The following is a 16,247-nucleotide window of genomic DNA, read 5'->3' on the forward strand; positions in this document are numbered from 1 at the left end:
CGGCCCGGCGCGCTAAATTCCACCCCGGCCCCTTCGTTTTCTTCTGACATTCACCCCTTACAAAAAGAGGCTCTGCCGTGGATCTGCAACCCTTGCTGGGCAAGCTGTTCGCCAATGCCGGCGCTGTCGGCGTCGCCGGCACGTTCCAGTTCGTCTTCGGCCCGCAACTGGCCTACTGGTGCGAGGCCGGCACTCCGCCACGCGTCGAACCCGGGCGGCATGACGCGCCCGAGGTGACCATCGAGGTCAGCCAGGCGGACCTGCTCGGCATCATGGGCGGCAATGCCAATGTCGAGGAGCTGTTCGCCAGCGGCCGTCTGAAGATCGGCGGCAACCTGGGCCTGGCCACCCTGCTGCCGCAGATCATCGACCAGGCGCGCAAGGGCGGCGCGGCCCAGAAGAGCGACATGAACCAGCGTCACGTCACCCCGCCGCGCTACAGCGAGCATGTGTCGGCAAGCCGCCCGCAGGTCACCGAGGTGCAACGCATCCCTGCCACCGAGCTGGATGTCGAACGCTTCAAGCGCGACTTCCTGCCCTACGGCACGCCGGTGGTGATCAGCGACGCCCTGCGCGACTGGAAGCTGTTCAACATGGAGCGCCAGGCTTCGCTGGAGCACTTCGCCGAGCTGCAGGGCATCACCCGCCACGGCGACTATGTGAAAAAGACCTTCTCCACCGAGCGCGACTTCCGCTCCACCTCCATGGCCGACTTCATCAATTCGCTGGACAACCCGCCGCCGCGCAACAAGGGCGACGAGCCGCCGGCCTACATGGGCAACAACATCGTGCCGGCGCAGTTGCTCGAACTGATCCAGTACCCGCCGTACTTCGAACGTTCGCTGTACATCGCCCCGCGCATCTGGATCGGCCCCAAGGGCACCCTCACGCCGCTGCACCGCGACGATGCCGACAACCTGTTCGCCCAGGTCTGGGGGCACAAGTCGTTCATCCTCGCCGCGCCGCACTACCGGCCGGCGCTGGGTACCTGGTCGACCTCGCCCAAGGGTGGCCTGGATGGCTGCGACTTCAACCCGGATGCACCGGACTACCAGCGCTTCCCCGAGGCGCGCCAGGTGACCTTCCTGCGCGTGCTGCTGGAGGCCGGTGACCTGCTGTTCCTGCCCGAGGGCTGGTTCCACCAGGTGGAGTCGGTGTCGACGTCGCTGTCGGTGAACTTCTGGGTCAACTCCGGGCGCGGCTGGTAGGCGGAGCGCTAATTTGCACGGGTGGCAGCTCGTCTACCGGGAAAGCCGCCCTGCAAAGAGGACCCTTCCATGTCCACCCCCGCCCGTATCACCCAGGCGCTCCAGCAAGGCCTGCGCCGCCTGGTCTGCAGCCCGTCGACCGCCAGCGCCTACCGCCTGTTCGACCTGCAGCTCAAACGCCGCATCGCCCTTTCCCCCTCCCTGACTCGCCTGGTCTTCACCGGCCCGGACGTGGCCGACATGACCACCGAAGCGCCGGACCAGCGGGTCAAGCTGTTCTTCCCCGCCCCGGACGGCTCGCTGCCGACACTGCCCAAGGGCGAGCACTGGAAAGCCGCGCATTCTGCCTTGCCGGCAGCGCAGCGCCCGCCCATGCGCACCTACACCATCCGCGCCCTGCGCCGCGAGGCGCTGGAGGTGGACGTCGACTTCGTCCTGCATGGCGTCAACGGCCCGGCTTCGGCCTGGGCCACCCAGGCCCAGGTGGGCGACCGCCTGCAGATGGTCGCGCCGAACCTGGCCCATGGCGGCGACACCGGTGGCTATGAATGGAAACCGCCCCGGGACGTGCGCAGCGTCCTGCTGGTAGGCGATGAAACGGCCTTGCCGGCCATTGCCGGCATTCTCGAGCAACTGGCCGATACCCAGCCGGAACTGGCCGTGGAAGTGTTCATCGAAGTGCCGCTGGAGGCCGATTGCCTGGCCTTGCGCCACAGCCCCGCCACTCGCCTGCACTGGTTGCCGCGCAACCTGCTGCACAGTGACCAGGGCCAGGGCATGCTGCATGCCGTGCGGGAGCTGGCCAGCCTGCCGCAGGGGCATGCCGCGCCGGGTGTACGGCTGGAGAAGGTGGATATCGAGAAACGCATACTGTGGGAGAAGGCCAGTAGCGCCAGCAGCGCCTTCCATGCCTGGGTGGCGGGGGAATCGGCGACGGTGATGGAGATCCGCCGGCACCTGATCAAGGAGCGTGGGTTGCCGCGGGAGTGTTTGACCTTGATGGGGTATTGGCGGGCCGGCCGTACATTTGGCTGAAGATTCTGGGGGTGCTTTGCACCCCATTCGCGGGGCAAGCCCGCGAATGGGCCGCAAAGCGGCCCCCGGGCTTCACACGGCCGCCGCCACCGCCTCGGCAAAGCGCTGCGCCACTTCATCGATCTGCTGCGCGCTGATGATCAACGGTGGCAGGAAGCGCACCACCGCACCATGGCGCCCGCCGAGCTCCAGGATCAGCCCGCGCTTGAGGCACTCACGCTGCATCTTCGGCGCCAGCTCGCGGTTGGCCAGCGGGTGGCCCTGCGCATCGCGCGCACCTTGCGGATCGACCAGCTCGACCCCGAGCATCAGCCCACGCCCGCGGATGTCGCCCAACTGCGGATAATCCTGCTGCAACCGCTGCAGGTGCCCGCGCAGGCGCTGCCCCATGGCCTCGGCGTGCTCGGCCAGGCGATGCTCCACCAGGTAGTTGATCACTGCCGAACCTGCAGCCATGGCCATCTGGTTGCCGCGGAACGTCCCGGCATGGGCACCCGGCTTCCAGGTGTCCAGCCAGTCGCGGTAGACCACCACCGCCAGCGGCAGACTGCCACCGATGGCCTTGGACAGGGTGACCACGTCCGGCACGATGCCCGCATGCTCGAAGGCGAACATCCGCCCGGTGCGGGCGAAGCCACTCTGGATCTCGTCGACGATCAGCGCCACGCCGGCCTGCTCGGTGATGCGCCGCACGCCCTTGAGCCATTCGATGTCGGCCGGGATCACCCCGCCCTCGCCCTGCACCACCTCGAGGATCACCGCAGCCGGCAGCGGCACACCGCTTTCCGGGTCGAGCAGCAGGTTTTCCAGGTAGTGCAGGTTGGCCTTGACCCCCGCTTCACCGCCCAGGCCGAACGGGCAGCGGTAATCGTAAGGGTACGGCATGAACTGCACGCCATTGCTCAGCAGCGCGCCCAGCGGCTGCTTGGGGCCATGGCTGCCCATCAGGCTCAGGGCGCCCTGGCTCATGCCGTGATAGGCACCCTGGAAGGCCAGCACGGTGCTGCGCCCGGTGGCGCCACGCACCAGCTTGAGCGCGGCTTCCACCGCGTCGGTGCCGGTCGGGCCGCAGAACTGCACCTTGGCCTCACGGCGCAGGGCCTCGGGCAGGATGCCGAACAGGTCCTGGACGAAGCGGTCCTTGACCGGCGTGGTCAGGTCCAGGGTGTGCAGCGGCAGCTCGTCGGCCAGCACGCGCTGGATCGCCTCGATCACCACCGGGTGGTTGTGGCCCAGGGCCAGGGTGCCGGCACCGGCCAGGCAGTCGATGAACTGACGGCCTTCGACGTCCTCGACATGGATGCCACGGGCGCGCTTGAGCGCCAGCGGGATGCGCCGGGGGTAGCTGCGGGCGTTGGATTCCTGTTGCTGCTGGCGTTGCAGCAGCGGGGAGTCGGTGAATTCGTAGAGCGGTTGCGGCGCGTTGGCCGGCAGCACCTGGGCAAGGCTGGAAGCGGTGGACATGGGTGAATCCTCGCAAGCAAGCGAATGGGCAGATATCGCTTGGGAAACGCTTGAGTGCGGGGAGGATTTAGCAGTTGTTACGGGATTTTACTTCAACCTGTACCGGCCTCTTCGCGGCGGTTCGACGCCTCGATAAACCCGCTCCCACAGGTATTGCACTGGGCCTGAGGCAATGAAGTCCCTGTGGGAGCGGGTTTATCGAGGCGTCGAACCGCCGCGAAAGGGCCGGCACAGCTGATGCAGATCAACCGGCCGAACGCGCCGGCACCTGCAACAGCACCCGCAGCCCATCGCTGCGGCTGTCGAACTTGAGGTTGCCGGCACAGCGCTGCACGATCGCCTGGACGATCGCCAGCCCCAGCCCGCAGCCGGCGCTCTGGCTGTTGCGCCAGAAGCGTTCGGTCAAGTGCTGCAGGTCGCCCTCGGCAATCCCCGGCCCGTGGTCACGCACCATGAACCCAACCTGCCCGTCGGCCATCTGCACCTGCAGCTCCACCTCGGTACCGCCGCCATGGCGCAAGGCATTGTCGAGCAGGTTGCGCAGGGCCGCCACGGCCAGCGGCGCCGGCATGCCCAGGTAGATGCGCGTGGCGTCCTCCGGCAGACGCAGGACGATCCGTCGGTTGTCACCGCCGCCGGCATCCTGCACCGCCTGGCGGGCGACCTGCTCGGCGCTGCACTGCACGCCGTCGTCGAACGACAGGCTGCCCTCGACCCGGGCCAGCATCAGCAGTTGCTCGAGGGTCCGGTGCATGCGGTCGGTGCCCTGCTCGGCATGCTCCAGCGCCTGTTCGCGCACGGCGCCGTCGGTCATGCGCGCCACCTGCAGGTGGGTCTTGATCGCGGTCAGCGGGCTGCGCAGTTCGTGGGCCGCGTCATCGGTCAGGCGGCGCTCGCGCTCCAGGGTCTGGGCGATGCGCAGGAACAGCTGGTTCTGGGTATCCAGCAAAGGCTGCAGCTCGCTGGGCAGGCCTGCCACCTGCAACGGCTCGACGCTGTCGGCGCGCCGCCGGCGCAGGGCATCGCGCATGCGGTTGAGCGGCTCCAGGCCCTTGCCCAGGCCGATCCACACCAGCCCGAGGCTGCCGAGCAGGGCCATCAGCACCGGCGCCGAGGCGGCCAGCAGGATCGACTGGTTGAGCGCCTCGCGCTCCATGTGCCGGTCGGCCGTGGTGATACGCACGTCATCGTGGCTGAAGGTGAATGTGCGCCATCGCGCGCCGTCGATGGTCTGGTCACGGAAGCCGCTGCGCTGGTCGTCCATGGCGCCGTCGTGCTTGTGGTTGCTGGCGAGGATCTCGCCGCGCAGCGAGGTCACCTGGCAGGCCATGCCGTCGGGCACGCTCAGTTGGTCGGCGGCGAAGTGCGCGCTTTCGCCCTTGGCGGCGAGCGGCTGCGGCAGCTGGTCGATCAGCCCGGCGACCATGCGCGCCGAGGCCACCAGGCGCTGGTCGAGGGAAAACATCATCTGCTGGCGCAGGTCGCGCAGCATCCAGGCGGCGGCCAGCACCCAGATGATGACGAAGGCACTGCCGAGGATCAGGCTCAGGCGCACCCGCAGGCTCATGATGCGGCGTCCTCGGGCGCCTGCGCCGGGCCGAGCCGGTAACCCAGGCCGCGCACGGTCTCGACGATGCCGTTGCCGAGCTTGCGCCGCAGGTGGTGGATGTGGACGTTCAGGGCGTTGCTCTCGACTTCGTCGCTGAAGCCGTACACGCAGTCCTTGAGCTGCTCGCTGGACAACACCCGCCCGGGGTTCTGCAACAGCGCCTGGAGCAGCGCCTGTTCGCGGCGCGACAGGTCCACCGCTTTGCCGGCCAGGCTCGCCTCGCAACTGCTCGGGTCGTAGCGCAGCGGGCCGTGCTCGATCACGTTGACCGCCCGCCCCGCCACCCGGCGCAACAGCGTGTGCAGGCGCGCGGCCAGTTCGCGCAGGTCGAAGGGCTTGAGCAGGTAGTCGTCGGCGCCGGCCTGCAGGCCGTCGACCCGGTCGGTGACCGCATCGCGCGCGGTGAGCACCAGCACCGGCAGGTCCACACCCTGCTGGCGCAGGCGGCGCAGCAGCTTGAGGCCGTCTTCGTCGGGCAGGCCGAGGTCGAGGATCATCACGTCGAACTGCGCGGCCTGGAGCAAGGCCCGGGCGCTGGCGGCGTTGGCCACGCGGTCGACGGTCAGGCCCTGGGCGGTGAGGCCGGCGCAGATACCGCTGGCGATCAGGTCGTCGTCCTCGCAGAGCAGAACGTGCATGGTGGAAGTCCCCGGGGTGGTGTGGAGGGTATTGCACCTTGGGCGGATTAAGGGGGGATTATGGACCCTCTGGGCAAGGGTGGACAGGCTTGCGCGGCCCTCTGTAGGAGCGGCCTTGCGTCGCGAAAGGGGCGCGCAGCGCCCCCGGGTTCCTCGCACCAGCGCAAAATCCCCAAGACCGCGTCAGCCGCTCAATCCTTGCGGTTCATCCACATCCTGCAGGACGCCTGCATCCTCCACCTCGACCACCACACAGCAACCCCGATGCGCCTGCACCACCGAGCGCGCTCCTTCATCCCCGCTCAAGCGCGCCAACGCCGGCCAGAAGTCGCGCCCGAACAGTACCGGGTGCCCCTGCTGCCCCGCATGCCGTGGCAAGACAATGGTCGACACCCCGGCCGCTTCGCTCAACTGCTGCAAAGTCGCCGAGGCGATCCAGGGCATGTCGCCGAGCAGGATCGCCACGGCCTGCGCCGGGCTGTCGAGCAGCGACCCAGCCCCGGCCGCCAGGCTGTGGCCCATGCCCGACGCCGCCTCCGGGCTGACGATGACCCGGCAGTCGTCCGCCAGGCCAAAATCCTCGGCCCGCTCCCCCGTGCGCAGCACCACGCGCACATCGCCGAACACCGCCCGCGCCCGCGCCACGCTGTGCGCCAGCAGGCTGCGGCCATCGGCCAGGGTCGCCCGGCGCTTGTCGGAACCGAACCGCGTGCCGCGCCCGGCGGCCAGCACCAGCGCCACCACGCTCACAACGCGGCCCGCCCGATGCCGTTGCGCAGGCGCAGGATATCGGCCAGCACCGCCAGGGCGATCTCGGCCGGGGTCTTGCTGCCCAGGTTGAGGCCGATCGGCGCATGGATACGCGCCAGCTCGTCGCCGCCCAGGCCGCCAATTCGCTGCAGGCGTTCACGGCGCTTGTCGGAGGTGGCCTTCGAACCCATCACGCCTATATAGAAAGCTTCGGTGCGCACTGCCTCGAGCATGGCCAGGTCATCGATTTTCGGATCGTGGGTCAATGCAACCACCGCCGTGTCGGCATGGCAACCACCCTTGGCGATGAATTCCGACGGCAGCTCGCGACGCACCTCGACACCGTCCAGCACCACGCCTTCGAGCACCTCGTCACGCGGGTCGCAGAGAATGACCTCGAAGCCCATGCCCTTGCCGAATTCGGCGCAGAAGTGCGCGACGCTGGAATAGCCGGCCAGCAGCAGGCGCTGGGCGGCGCCGACGCGCAAGCGCACGCAGTCGCCCTGACGCTCGACGCGCGGCCCCTGGAGCGGGTCGACGGCCAGCTGGCGCGTGCCTTCAGGCAGGCGCACCTCGCGCAGCAGCCGGCGCTGTCCGCGCAGTGCGCCCTCCAGCTCACGCAGGTGCGCCTGCACCGCGCACTCGGCCGCCAGGTTCTCCACCAGCACCTCAAGCACGCCGCCACAGGGCAGACGGATGCCCGAGCGCTGGTCGCTGCCATCGCCATAGCGCACGATGGCCACCGGCTCGGGGAAATGGCCGAGGGCCACGCGTTCGAGGAAGTCATCCTCCACGCAGCCGCCCGACAGCGAACCCAGCCACTGGCCGCTGGCGTTCACCGCCAACAGCGAGCCCGGCGCGCGAGGCGCCGAACCGTAGGTGGCGAGCACCGTGCACAACCACACGCGCTGGCCGCTGCACGACCACTGCAAGGCCTGGCTGACCACCTGGAGATCGAGATGCTGCACGGTTTACTCCGCCTTCAGCTCGGCGAGCTGCTGCACGCTCAGGTCGCCGGGCAATCCACCCCAGGCCTGACGCAGGTAGTTGACCATGTCCGTCACTTGCTGGTCGTCGAGCTTGTCGGCGAATCCCGGCATCGGCTGCATGCGCTCGAAGCCGGTGAACTGCTGCTCGCGGATGCCGTCGCGGATGGCCTTGACCAGGTTGCGCGAATCGGCCTGGCGCAGCACCGTGTTGCCGCGCATGGCCACGGCGATGTGCGGCTTGCCCTCGCCGTCGACCCCGTGGCACCCCGCGCAGACATTGAGGTACTGCTGCTGGCCGCGCTTGGCGCTGGCGCTCATCTGCTCCAGGGCAACCGCCTCGATGGCCTTGGCCGGCGGTGGCTGGTCGCCCAGCAGGTAGGTGGCCATGGCCGAAAGGTCAGCGTCTTGCAGGTGCTGGGTGCTGTGGTGCACCACCGGGTACATCTCGTTGAACATGCTGCCCTGGGCACTGATGCCGTGCTTGAGGAAGGTGGTCAGGTCCGGCTGGGTCCAGCCGCGCTCGGCCAGGTCCTGGGCCAGCAGGCTCGGCGCCAGGTAGCCGCCGAGCAGGCCGCCGCTCAGGCGCAGGTCCTGCTGCAGGGCGCCGATGGGGTTGCGCGGGGTGTGGCACTCGCCGCAGTGGCCCATGACCTCGACCAGGTACTGCCCGCGCTGCCAGGCCGGGCTTTTGCCTTCGGTCGGCTGCAACTGCACGCTCTTGCCATAAAGCATGTTCCAGCCGGTGAGGCCCAGGCGCACGTTGAACGGGAAGCTCAGCGCAGTCTCAGGGGCCGGCCGATTGATCGGCGGCACGGTCATCAGGTAGGCGAGGATCGCATCCGAGTCCTCGCGCTTGATCAGGTGGTACGAGGTGTACGGCATGGCCGGGTAAAGGTTGGCGCCGTCCTTGCGCTTGCCCTCGGTGACCGCGGCGAAGAACTCGTCGGCGCTGTAGTTGCCGATGCCGTATTGCTTGTCCGGAGTGATGTTGCTGCCGTAGATGGTGCCGAACGGCGAATGGATCGGCAGGCCGCCGGCGTATGGCGCGCCGCCTTCGGCGGTGTGGCAGGCCATGCAGTCGGCCGCGCGGGCGAGGTATTCGCCGCGCTTGACCAGGGCTTCATCGGCCAGGGCCAGGGAAGTGGCGGCAAGGCCGAGGGCCAGCGCGAGTGCGCTACGAACGAAGCCCATGCTCAACCCTCCTTGACCAGGCCGAGGTCATTGAGCACCGCGCGGGTGGCGTCGTAGTAACGCACGTAACCGGTGCAGCGGCAGATGTGGTGGCCGAGGCTGGCCTCGATGCGCTCCTCCACTTCGCTCTTTTTCAACGGCTGGCGCTGGGCGGTTTCCACCAGCACCGTGGCGGCGTTGACGAAGCCCGGGGCGCAGTAGCTGCACTGGAAGGCGAACAGGTCGACGAACTTCTGCTGGATCGGGTTCAGCGTCAGGTTGCCGGCCTCGTCCTGCCTGGCGTGGCCTTCGATGGTGCGGACCTGCTTGCCCTCGAAGTAATGGGCGCCGGTGATGCAGGTACGCACTTCCTCGCAGGTGCCGTCGGGGTTGTCGACGATCACCACGCAGGCGTGGCAGATGCCCTGGCCGCAGCCCAGGCGCGAACCGGTGAGGTTCTGGTGTTCGTGCAGGTAGTCGAGCATCGCCAGGTCGTCGGGGACCTCGACCGGGCCGACCGGTTGACCGTTGAGGGTCAGGTGCAGTGGACGGTTAGCCATTGAGGGCCTCCTTGATACGGGCTGGGGTGAGGGGGAGATCGCGCACGCGCTTGCCGATGGCATGCGCCACGGCGTTGCCGATGGCACCGACCACCGGGATCATCACCACTTCGGCGATGCCCTTGGACGGGTCGGTCGGTGACAACGGCGGGAGGATCTCGCTGGTCTGCGTCCATACCGCCACGTCGCGCGCATGGGGCAGGCGGTAGCGGTTGAAGTTCCAGTCGCCCTCCCCGGGCCCGCCTTCGTGCAGCGGCATTTCCTCGGTCAGCGCATGGCCGATCCCCATGGCGATACCGCCCTCCAGCTGGCCCTTGACCAGCTCCGGCACCAGCACCCGGCCGCACTCGACCCAGCTGTGGTGGTTGAGCACCTGCACTTCATGGGTGCCCTTGTTGACCTTGATTTCGACCAGGGTCGCCACCGGGCTGTAATAGGTGACCATGGCGTTGTTCAGCTGGGTGTCCGGGTAGGCGGCGTTCTGCCGGTCGAGCAGGTGGTAGCCGTGGCTGCTCATCTGCGCCTTCTTGGCGTTGACCGCGCCGTCGCCGTACTTCACCGCCACGGCATCGAGCGGGAAGCGCTCGCGCACGCCGTCGATGACGAAGTCGGCCTCGGCCCAGCTCCAGCGGTTGAACGCGTGCACGCTGACGCCGGTGACCAGGCCCATGTCGTGGGCCTTCTGCGCCAGCTGGGCGAACGGGATCGGTGCCAGGCCGTTGCCGGTCAGCTCGCCGTTGACCCACACCGCGTTTTCCCGGCGGACCACCAGCGGGTTGGCCTGGCCACCGTGCGGGCCTTGGCTCCAGATGGCCATGGCCGCCGGCCACAGGCCGTGATTGAACAGTGCCCGCGCCGCTTCGCGGGTGGCGTGGCTGAAGTAGAACGCCGAGTTGGTCGCCGATGACGGCGAGGCCAGCTTGCCGACCCAGCGTGGGTTGCGCAGCGCGGCGTCCTGCTCGGCCTGGCTGATCAGGTACGGGTTGCCGCTGGTGGTCAGGCCCAGTTCCGGCCATTCGGTGACGGCGGTCTTGACCTCGTCGGCCGAGCGGCCGAGGAAATCGCTGACCACCAGGGCCTGGGAGGTGGACATGCCGGTACCCAGCTCGGTGCCGATGTGGCGCAGGCTGATGCGCCCGTCGCGGCTGAACTCGATGCTGGCCATGGGCGCTTCGGAGCCGGTGCCGAAGTCCTTCTGGCAGATGGCGAAGCCGACGCCGTACCAGTGGTCCGGGTCCTTGGCGTCCATCTGCTGCTTGTGCGCATCGCGGTTTCGCCAGAGGTCATGCACGGCGGCCTTGTCGAGGATCTCGTAGAGGCGCAGGGCACCGGCCGGGACCGCGCCCTGGGTGTTCTTCATGCCCGACTTCAGCGCGTTGGCGCGGCGCAGGTCGATGGCATCGACGCCCAGGCGGCCGGCGATCTCGTCGACCATCATCTCGGTGGCGGCCATGGTCTGCAGGGTGCCGTAGCCGCGCATGGAGCCGGCCTCGACGCCGCGCGAGTAGTAGGCGGTCACCGACAGATCGTTCTGCGGCATGTAGTAGATCGATTGCGCAGCGGTGGCCCCCACCGCTGCCACCGACGGGCTGTAGTTGATACGCCCGCCACCGTCGCAGCTGAGGTCGGCGCGGAAGATCCGGAAGCTGTTGTCCTTCTTGTCCACCGCCAGCTGGTAGCGGATTTCGAAGGCGTGGCGCTTGATGCCGCTCTGGAACTGCTCGTAGCGGTCGTTGGCCAGGCGGATCGGCACACCGGCGCCGTACAGCGCGGCCACGGCGGCGTAGAAGACGAAGATGTTGTTGTCTTTGGAGCCGTAGCCCACGGTGTAGCCCGGGTGCATGTTGAGGGTGTTCAGGGCGAAACGCGACGGCTTGATCATGTGCACGCATTCCTGCGCCACTTCGAACGGGCACTGGGTCGCCACCACGAAATGCAGGGTGCCTGTCGCCGGGTCGTACCAGCCGTTGCCGTTGTCCGGCTCCAGGGCAGCCGGCTCGATCGACGGCGTCTTGTAGCGCTCGTCGAAGACCAGCCAGTCCTCGGGCGGGTTGTCCAGTTGTTCGGCCATGCGCTTGGCGTAGAACAGGCCCTGCTCGGTCAGGTCGCCGTGCTGGTTGGGTTGTTTCGACCACACCGGCTTGCGGTTGAGGATGGTGGGGAACAGCATGGAATTCTTCAGGCTGGAGAATTCATCGTCATCGAACGGCGTGGCACCGCCCACGCGCACGAAGCGGAAGCTGCCGTAGGGGTCGCGCTGGTACAACGGGGCCTGGGCGCCGTACTGGATCGCCTGGTCGTTGAACTGCAGCTTGCGCTTGGCCTGGCGGAAGCGCTCGAAGTCGTGCCAGATCAGGATCGCCACCGGGTGGCCGATGAACATCGGCACCTTGCCGGGCGGCAGCAGCGGGTCGGGCGAATGGGCCTCGGGCCAGGCGATGCCGTCCTGTTCCAGGTCGGCGGCGGTGACGATGCGGTCCGGCTGCAGCTCGGCGCCGAGCAGGCTGAGGTCATGGCCGGCATACAGGCGGTCGACCTTGGTCGCCTTGAGCAGCAGCGCATGGCCCTGCCGGGTGGGCCAGCCGGGCATGTCCTTGGCGCGGATGTCGCGGGCGAAGACCTTGTTGCCACAGACCTTGGACAACGCGTCGTTACGGAACCGCGCCTTGCCGTCATGGTTCATCCACTTCTGCGGCGAGGTGGTGACGCGGTCCTCCATCAGCGCGGCGAACGCCTGGCTGCCGAGCGGCGCCATGGTCACGCCGACACCAGCGATCAGGCCGCCTTGCAGGAAGGCGCGCCGGGAAATATCACGGTTGGACATGCTTGATCCTCTGGGCAGAGGGGGTTCTGCCCATTTTCTAATTCTTGTGCGGGGGTTGTACCGCGAGTCAGGAAAATCTGACTTACGCGTCAACTTTACAGCAAGGGAATGGGTATAAGCAAAGTCAAGCCGACAATATGTCGCGGTGTGTCGAGGGATTTGCGCTGGGCGGGCAGGTGCATGCCTTGAGTATTGTGGGGCCTGTGAGATCGAGCGCCGCCCGCGCGGCGCTTCGCGGGTAAACCCGCTCCCACATTTGTTGCAACGTGGCCATGTCTGTGAGGGCATGGTTGTCAGCCTTGTTGGCATGACGGGATATCGCGGTGGGCATTGATGCCGCCCCACCTGCCTCAAGGCATGCACCAAGGCAGGCGACCATGGCCTGACAGGTTCGGCACGTTGCAACAAATGTGGGAGCGGGTTCACCCGCGAAGCGCCGCGCGGGCGGCGCTCGATCTCACAGGCCACAGAGATCTTGAGGCGGATACCTGTCTGCCCCGACACAGCCCCACAGAACCCAAACAACGGTTAACCTTGGGTTAATCGTTCCCAGCCAGCATGGCCACCATTCCCGTACTGCCAAGGCGAAGACATGCGCATTTTCCTGCTCTTCCTGACGTTCCTCCTGGCCGGCCCGTTGCAGGCCAACCCGTTCGACGCCAAGCCCGACTTCCTGCCCGTCAACCAGGCCTTCGTGCTCACCCACGACCGCCAGGCCGACGGCCGGATGCGCCTGTACTTCCAGATCAAGCCGGGCTACTACCTGTACCAGAAGCGCCTGAAGTTCGACGGCCTGGCCGCCGACCAGCAGCCGCAACTGCCCCCGGGCCTGAACCACCACGACGAGTTCTTCGGCGACAGTACGGTGTACCGCGAACAGCTCGAACTGCTGGTCCCGGCCAATGCCCAGGGCCAGCTGCGCCTCGGTTGGCAGGGCTGCGCCGATGCCGGGCTGTGCTACCCACCCCAGACCACTGCCATCGACCTGGGCGGCAGCACGCCGGTCGCCGCCGCCGGTAACCAACAGGCCAGCGACCAGGCGCTCGCCAGCGACCTGCAAAGCGCCAGCCTGGCCTGGAGCCTGCTGGCCTTCTTCGGCCTGGGCCTGCTGCTGGCCTTCACACCCTGCACGCTGCCGATGCTGCCGATCCTCGCGGGATTGGTGCTGGGCAATGGCGCCAGCGCCCGCCGTGGCTGGGTGCTGGCCGGCACCTACGTGCTGAGCATGGCGCTGGTGTACGCAGCGCTGGGCGTGGTCGCCGCACTGCTCGGCGCCAGCCTGCAGGCCTGGTTGCAGCAACCCTGGCTGCTGGGCAGCCTGGCGGTGCTGTTCATCCTGCTGGCCCTGCCGATGTTCGGCGCCTTCGAACTGCAACTGCCCGCCGCCCTGCGCGATCGCCTGGACCGCGCCGGGCAAGGCACCCGTGGCGGCAACCTGTATGGTGCCGCCCTGCTCGGCGCGCTGTCCGGCCTGCTGCTGGGCCCGTGCATGACCGCGCCGTTGGCCGGGGCGCTGCTGTACATCGCGCAGAGCGGCGATGTGCTGCAGGGCGCGCTGGTGCTGTTCAGCCTCGGCCTGGGCATGGGCGTGCCGCTGCTGTTGCTGGTGACCCTGGGCAACCGCTACCTGCCGCGCCCCGGCGCGTGGATGAACCGGGTCAAAGGCGTGTTCGGCTTCGTCTTCCTGGCCATGGCCCTCTATACCGTGCGCAGCCTGCTGAACGCCCCGCTGCTGCTGGCCCTGAGCGGCGCCTGGCTGATCGCCCTGGGCTGGGCCACCTGGCCGGCCCTGCAGCGCGTGCCGGCGCTGCGCGCGGTGCCGCTGCTCGGCGCGCTGTGGGGCGGCCTGCTGCTGGTCGGCGCTGCGGCCGGCGGCGATGACCTGTGGCAACCGCTGCGGCCATTCGCCGGCAGCAGCAGCCCCGCCGTCGCCCAGCAGGCCGACCCGCACTTCGTCACCGTCAGCAGCCCTGAAGCCCTGCAACGCGAGCTGGACGCCGCCAAGGCCCGTGGCCAGTGGGTGATGGTCGACTACTACGCCGACTGGTGCGTGTCGTGCAAGGTCATGGAAAAACAGGTGTTCACCCGCCCCGACGTGCAAGCCAGCCTGGCCGGCGTGCACCTGCTGCGCCTGGACGTGACCGCCGACTCGCCGGCCAGCCGCGCCCTGCTGCAGCGCTACCAGGTGCCCGGCCCGCCGAGCATCGTCTGGCTCGGCCCGGAGGGCGAGGAACGCCGCGCGCGGCGCATCACCGGCGAGGTGGATGCGGCCGCGTTCCTGCAACACTGGACCCAGACCCGGAGCCAAGGCTGATGCTGACGGTCACCCTCGGGCCATTGACCATGGCCCTCAATCACCTGCTGATGCTTGCCGCCCTGGGCATCGCCTGCCTGGTCGGCTGGTGGGCTGCTCGACGCGGTGGCCAGAGCCCGGAGTCGGCGCTGTTCAACCTGTTCCTGGTCGGCCTGCTGTGCGCCCGCGCGGGCTTCGTGCTGGCCTACTGGCCGATGTACCGCGATGAACCGCTGCAGATCATCGACATCCGCGACGGCGGCTTCCTGCTCTGGTCGGGCCTGGCCGGCATCGTCATCGCCACGCTCTGGCAGGGCTGGCGCCAGCCCGGATTGCGCCGCCCGCTGGGCTGGGCGCTGTTCAGCGGCGCGCTGTTCTGGGGCCTGGCCAGCCTGGGCAGCCACCTGTACAGCAAAGGCACGGCGCTGCCGGAACTCGCCCTGCGCACGGCCGCCGGGCAGTCGGTCGAGCTGCACAGCTACCGCGGCAAGCCACTGGTGATCAACATCTGGGCCACCTGGTGCCCACCCTGCCGCCGCGAAATGCCGGTGCTGCAACAGGCCCAGGGCGAATACCCCCACGTGACCTTCCTGTTCGTCAACCAGGGCGAAACGCCGGAAAACGTCAGCACCTTTCTCGCCACCACCGGGCTGAGCCTGACCCATGTGCTGTTCGACGGCACCGGCGTGCTGGCCCAGCGGGTCGGCTCGATGGCGCTGCCCACCACGCTGTTCTACGACGCCGACGGCCGCTTGATCGGCAGCCACCTCGGCGAACTGTCGCGGGCCAGCCTGCACCATGCCCTGGAACCTTTCGAACGGGCCGCCGCTCCCGCCCCTGCCGCACAAGGAAACTGACATGCGACTGACTGCCCTGCTGCCCCTGTCCCTGGCCCTGCTGGCCGCCCCGCTGGTGCAGGCCGAAGAGCTGCCCAAGGCGGTGCAGCAACTGCAAGCCAAGGGCGCCGTGATCAAGGGCAGCTTCGACGCGCCCGACGGCCTGCGCGGCTATGCCGCCGAGTACCAGAACAACGCCCTGGCCCTGTACCTGACCGCGGACGGCAAGCATGTGCTGGTCGGCAGCCTGTTCGACGAACAGGGCAAGGACCTCAGCGCCGAGCCCCTGCAAAAACTGGTGTACGCGCCGATGAGCAAGGAAATCTGGGCGAAGATGGAAAAGACCGCGTGGATCGCCGACGGCAAGGACAGCGCGCCGCGCAAGGTATACCTGTTCAGCGACCCGAACTGCCCGTACTGCAACATGTTCTGGGAGCAGGCGCGGCCTTGGGTGGAATCGGGCAAGGTGCAGCTGCGCCATATCATGGTTGGCATCATCCGTGAGGACAGCCCGGGCAAGTCGGCAGCGCTGCTGGCGGCCAAGGACCCGGCCAAGGCGTTGCACGAGCATGAGCAGGCCGGCAAGGCGAGCAGCCTGAAGCCGCTGGAGAAGGTGCCGGAGGCGGTACAGCAGAAGCTGGCCGCGAACATGGCGCTGATGGAGGAGATGGGGCTGCAGGCGACGCCGGCGATCTTCTATCAGGATGAGCAAGGCAACCTGCAGAGCCAGCAAGGTGCGCCGCGGCCGGAGTTGCTGGGCAAGATTCTCGGCAAGCGCTGACGCCCGGGCTGCCTGTGCCGGCCTCTTCGCGGGTAAACCCGCTCCCACAGGTCCCTGTGGGAGCGGGTTTACCCGCGAAGAGGCCGGTGC

13 protein-coding genes are annotated in these 16,247 nt (G+C 68.2%); 5 read left to right on the plus strand and 8 right to left on the minus strand.

Features of this window, described 5'->3' with window-relative positions; translation table 11 throughout:
- Positions 1–77 precede the first annotated feature (77 nt).
- A complete protein-coding gene (locus ACIP21_RS22485) occupies positions 78–1,208 on the plus strand; it encodes a cupin-like domain-containing protein (RefSeq protein ID WP_400692269.1) in 1,131 nt (376 codons plus the stop codon).
- Between the two features lie 69 nt (positions 1,209–1,277).
- Positions 1,278–2,243 (plus strand): siderophore-interacting protein, encoded by a 966-nt coding sequence (locus tag ACIP21_RS22490; RefSeq protein ID WP_400692272.1) that lies wholly within the window; start codon positions 1,278–1,280, stop codon positions 2,241–2,243.
- A gap of 72 nt (positions 2,244–2,315) precedes the next feature.
- On the opposite strand, the gene ACIP21_RS22495 is transcribed toward ACIP21_RS22490, so the two are convergent.
- From ACIP21_RS22495 to ACIP21_RS22530, 8 genes are all read right to left on the minus strand, one after another.
- Positions 2,316–3,707: an aspartate aminotransferase family protein gene (locus ACIP21_RS22495; protein WP_400692275.1), complete on the minus strand. Its 1,392-nt coding sequence runs from the start codon at positions 3,705–3,707 to the stop codon at positions 2,316–2,318.
- A 244-nt stretch (positions 3,708–3,951) separates the two neighbouring features.
- The gene (locus tag ACIP21_RS22500) at positions 3,952–5,274 is read right to left on the minus strand and encodes an ATP-binding protein (protein ID WP_400692278.1); all 1,323 of its coding nucleotides are present in this window, start codon (positions 5,272–5,274) and stop codon (positions 3,952–3,954) included.
- Positions 5,271–5,954, minus strand: a complete 684-nt coding sequence (locus tag ACIP21_RS22505) for a response regulator (RefSeq protein ID WP_400692280.1) — start codon at positions 5,952–5,954, stop codon at positions 5,271–5,273. Before ACIP21_RS22505 ends, ACIP21_RS22500 begins: the two co-directional genes overlap by 4 nt.
- Positions 5,955–6,137: 183 nt before the next feature.
- A complete protein-coding gene (locus ACIP21_RS22510) occupies positions 6,138–6,704 on the minus strand; it encodes an NTP transferase domain-containing protein (RefSeq protein WP_400692283.1) in 567 nt (188 codons plus the stop codon).
- On the minus strand, positions 6,701–7,672 hold the full coding sequence (locus ACIP21_RS22515) for an XdhC family protein (RefSeq protein WP_400692286.1): 972 nt from the start codon (positions 7,670–7,672) through the stop codon (positions 6,701–6,703). The genes ACIP21_RS22510 and ACIP21_RS22515 overlap by 4 nt, the downstream gene beginning before the upstream one ends.
- A 3-nt stretch (positions 7,673–7,675) precedes the next feature.
- On the minus strand, positions 7,676–8,884 hold the full coding sequence (locus tag ACIP21_RS22520) for a cytochrome c (RefSeq protein WP_400692288.1): 1,209 nt from the start codon (positions 8,882–8,884) through the stop codon (positions 7,676–7,678).
- A gap of 2 nt (positions 8,885–8,886) precedes the next feature.
- On the minus strand, positions 8,887–9,423 hold the full coding sequence (locus tag ACIP21_RS22525) for a (2Fe-2S)-binding protein (RefSeq protein WP_400692291.1): 537 nt from the start codon (positions 9,421–9,423) through the stop codon (positions 8,887–8,889).
- Positions 9,416–12,247 (minus strand): xanthine dehydrogenase family protein molybdopterin-binding subunit, encoded by a 2,832-nt coding sequence (locus ACIP21_RS22530; RefSeq protein WP_400692294.1) that lies wholly within the window; start codon positions 12,245–12,247, stop codon positions 9,416–9,418. Before ACIP21_RS22530 ends, ACIP21_RS22525 begins: the two co-directional genes overlap by 8 nt.
- Before the next feature lie 592 nt (positions 12,248–12,839).
- Here ACIP21_RS22530 and dsbD point away from each other — a divergent pair.
- The 3 genes from dsbD to dsbG are packed head-to-tail and all read left to right on the plus strand — an operon-like array spanning position 12,840 to position 16,157.
- Positions 12,840–14,561: a protein-disulfide reductase DsbD gene (gene dsbD, locus ACIP21_RS22535; RefSeq protein ID WP_400692297.1), complete on the plus strand. Its 1,722-nt coding sequence runs from the start codon at positions 12,840–12,842 to the stop codon at positions 14,559–14,561.
- Positions 14,561–15,397 (plus strand): prolipoprotein diacylglyceryl transferase family protein, encoded by an 837-nt coding sequence (locus tag ACIP21_RS22540; protein WP_400692300.1) that lies wholly within the window; start codon positions 14,561–14,563, stop codon positions 15,395–15,397. The genes dsbD and ACIP21_RS22540 overlap by 1 nt, the downstream gene beginning before the upstream one ends.
- Position 15,398: 1 nt before the next feature.
- Positions 15,399–16,157: a thiol:disulfide interchange protein DsbG gene (dsbG, locus tag ACIP21_RS22545; protein ID WP_400692303.1), complete on the plus strand. Its 759-nt coding sequence runs from the start codon at positions 15,399–15,401 to the stop codon at positions 16,155–16,157.
- The last annotated feature ends 90 nt before the right edge of the window (positions 16,158–16,247 follow it).

The sequence above is a fragment of the Pseudomonas sp. NPDC089401 genome (assembly GCF_044749485.1).
Lineage (GTDB): Bacteria > Pseudomonadota > Gammaproteobacteria > Pseudomonadales > Pseudomonadaceae > Aquipseudomonas.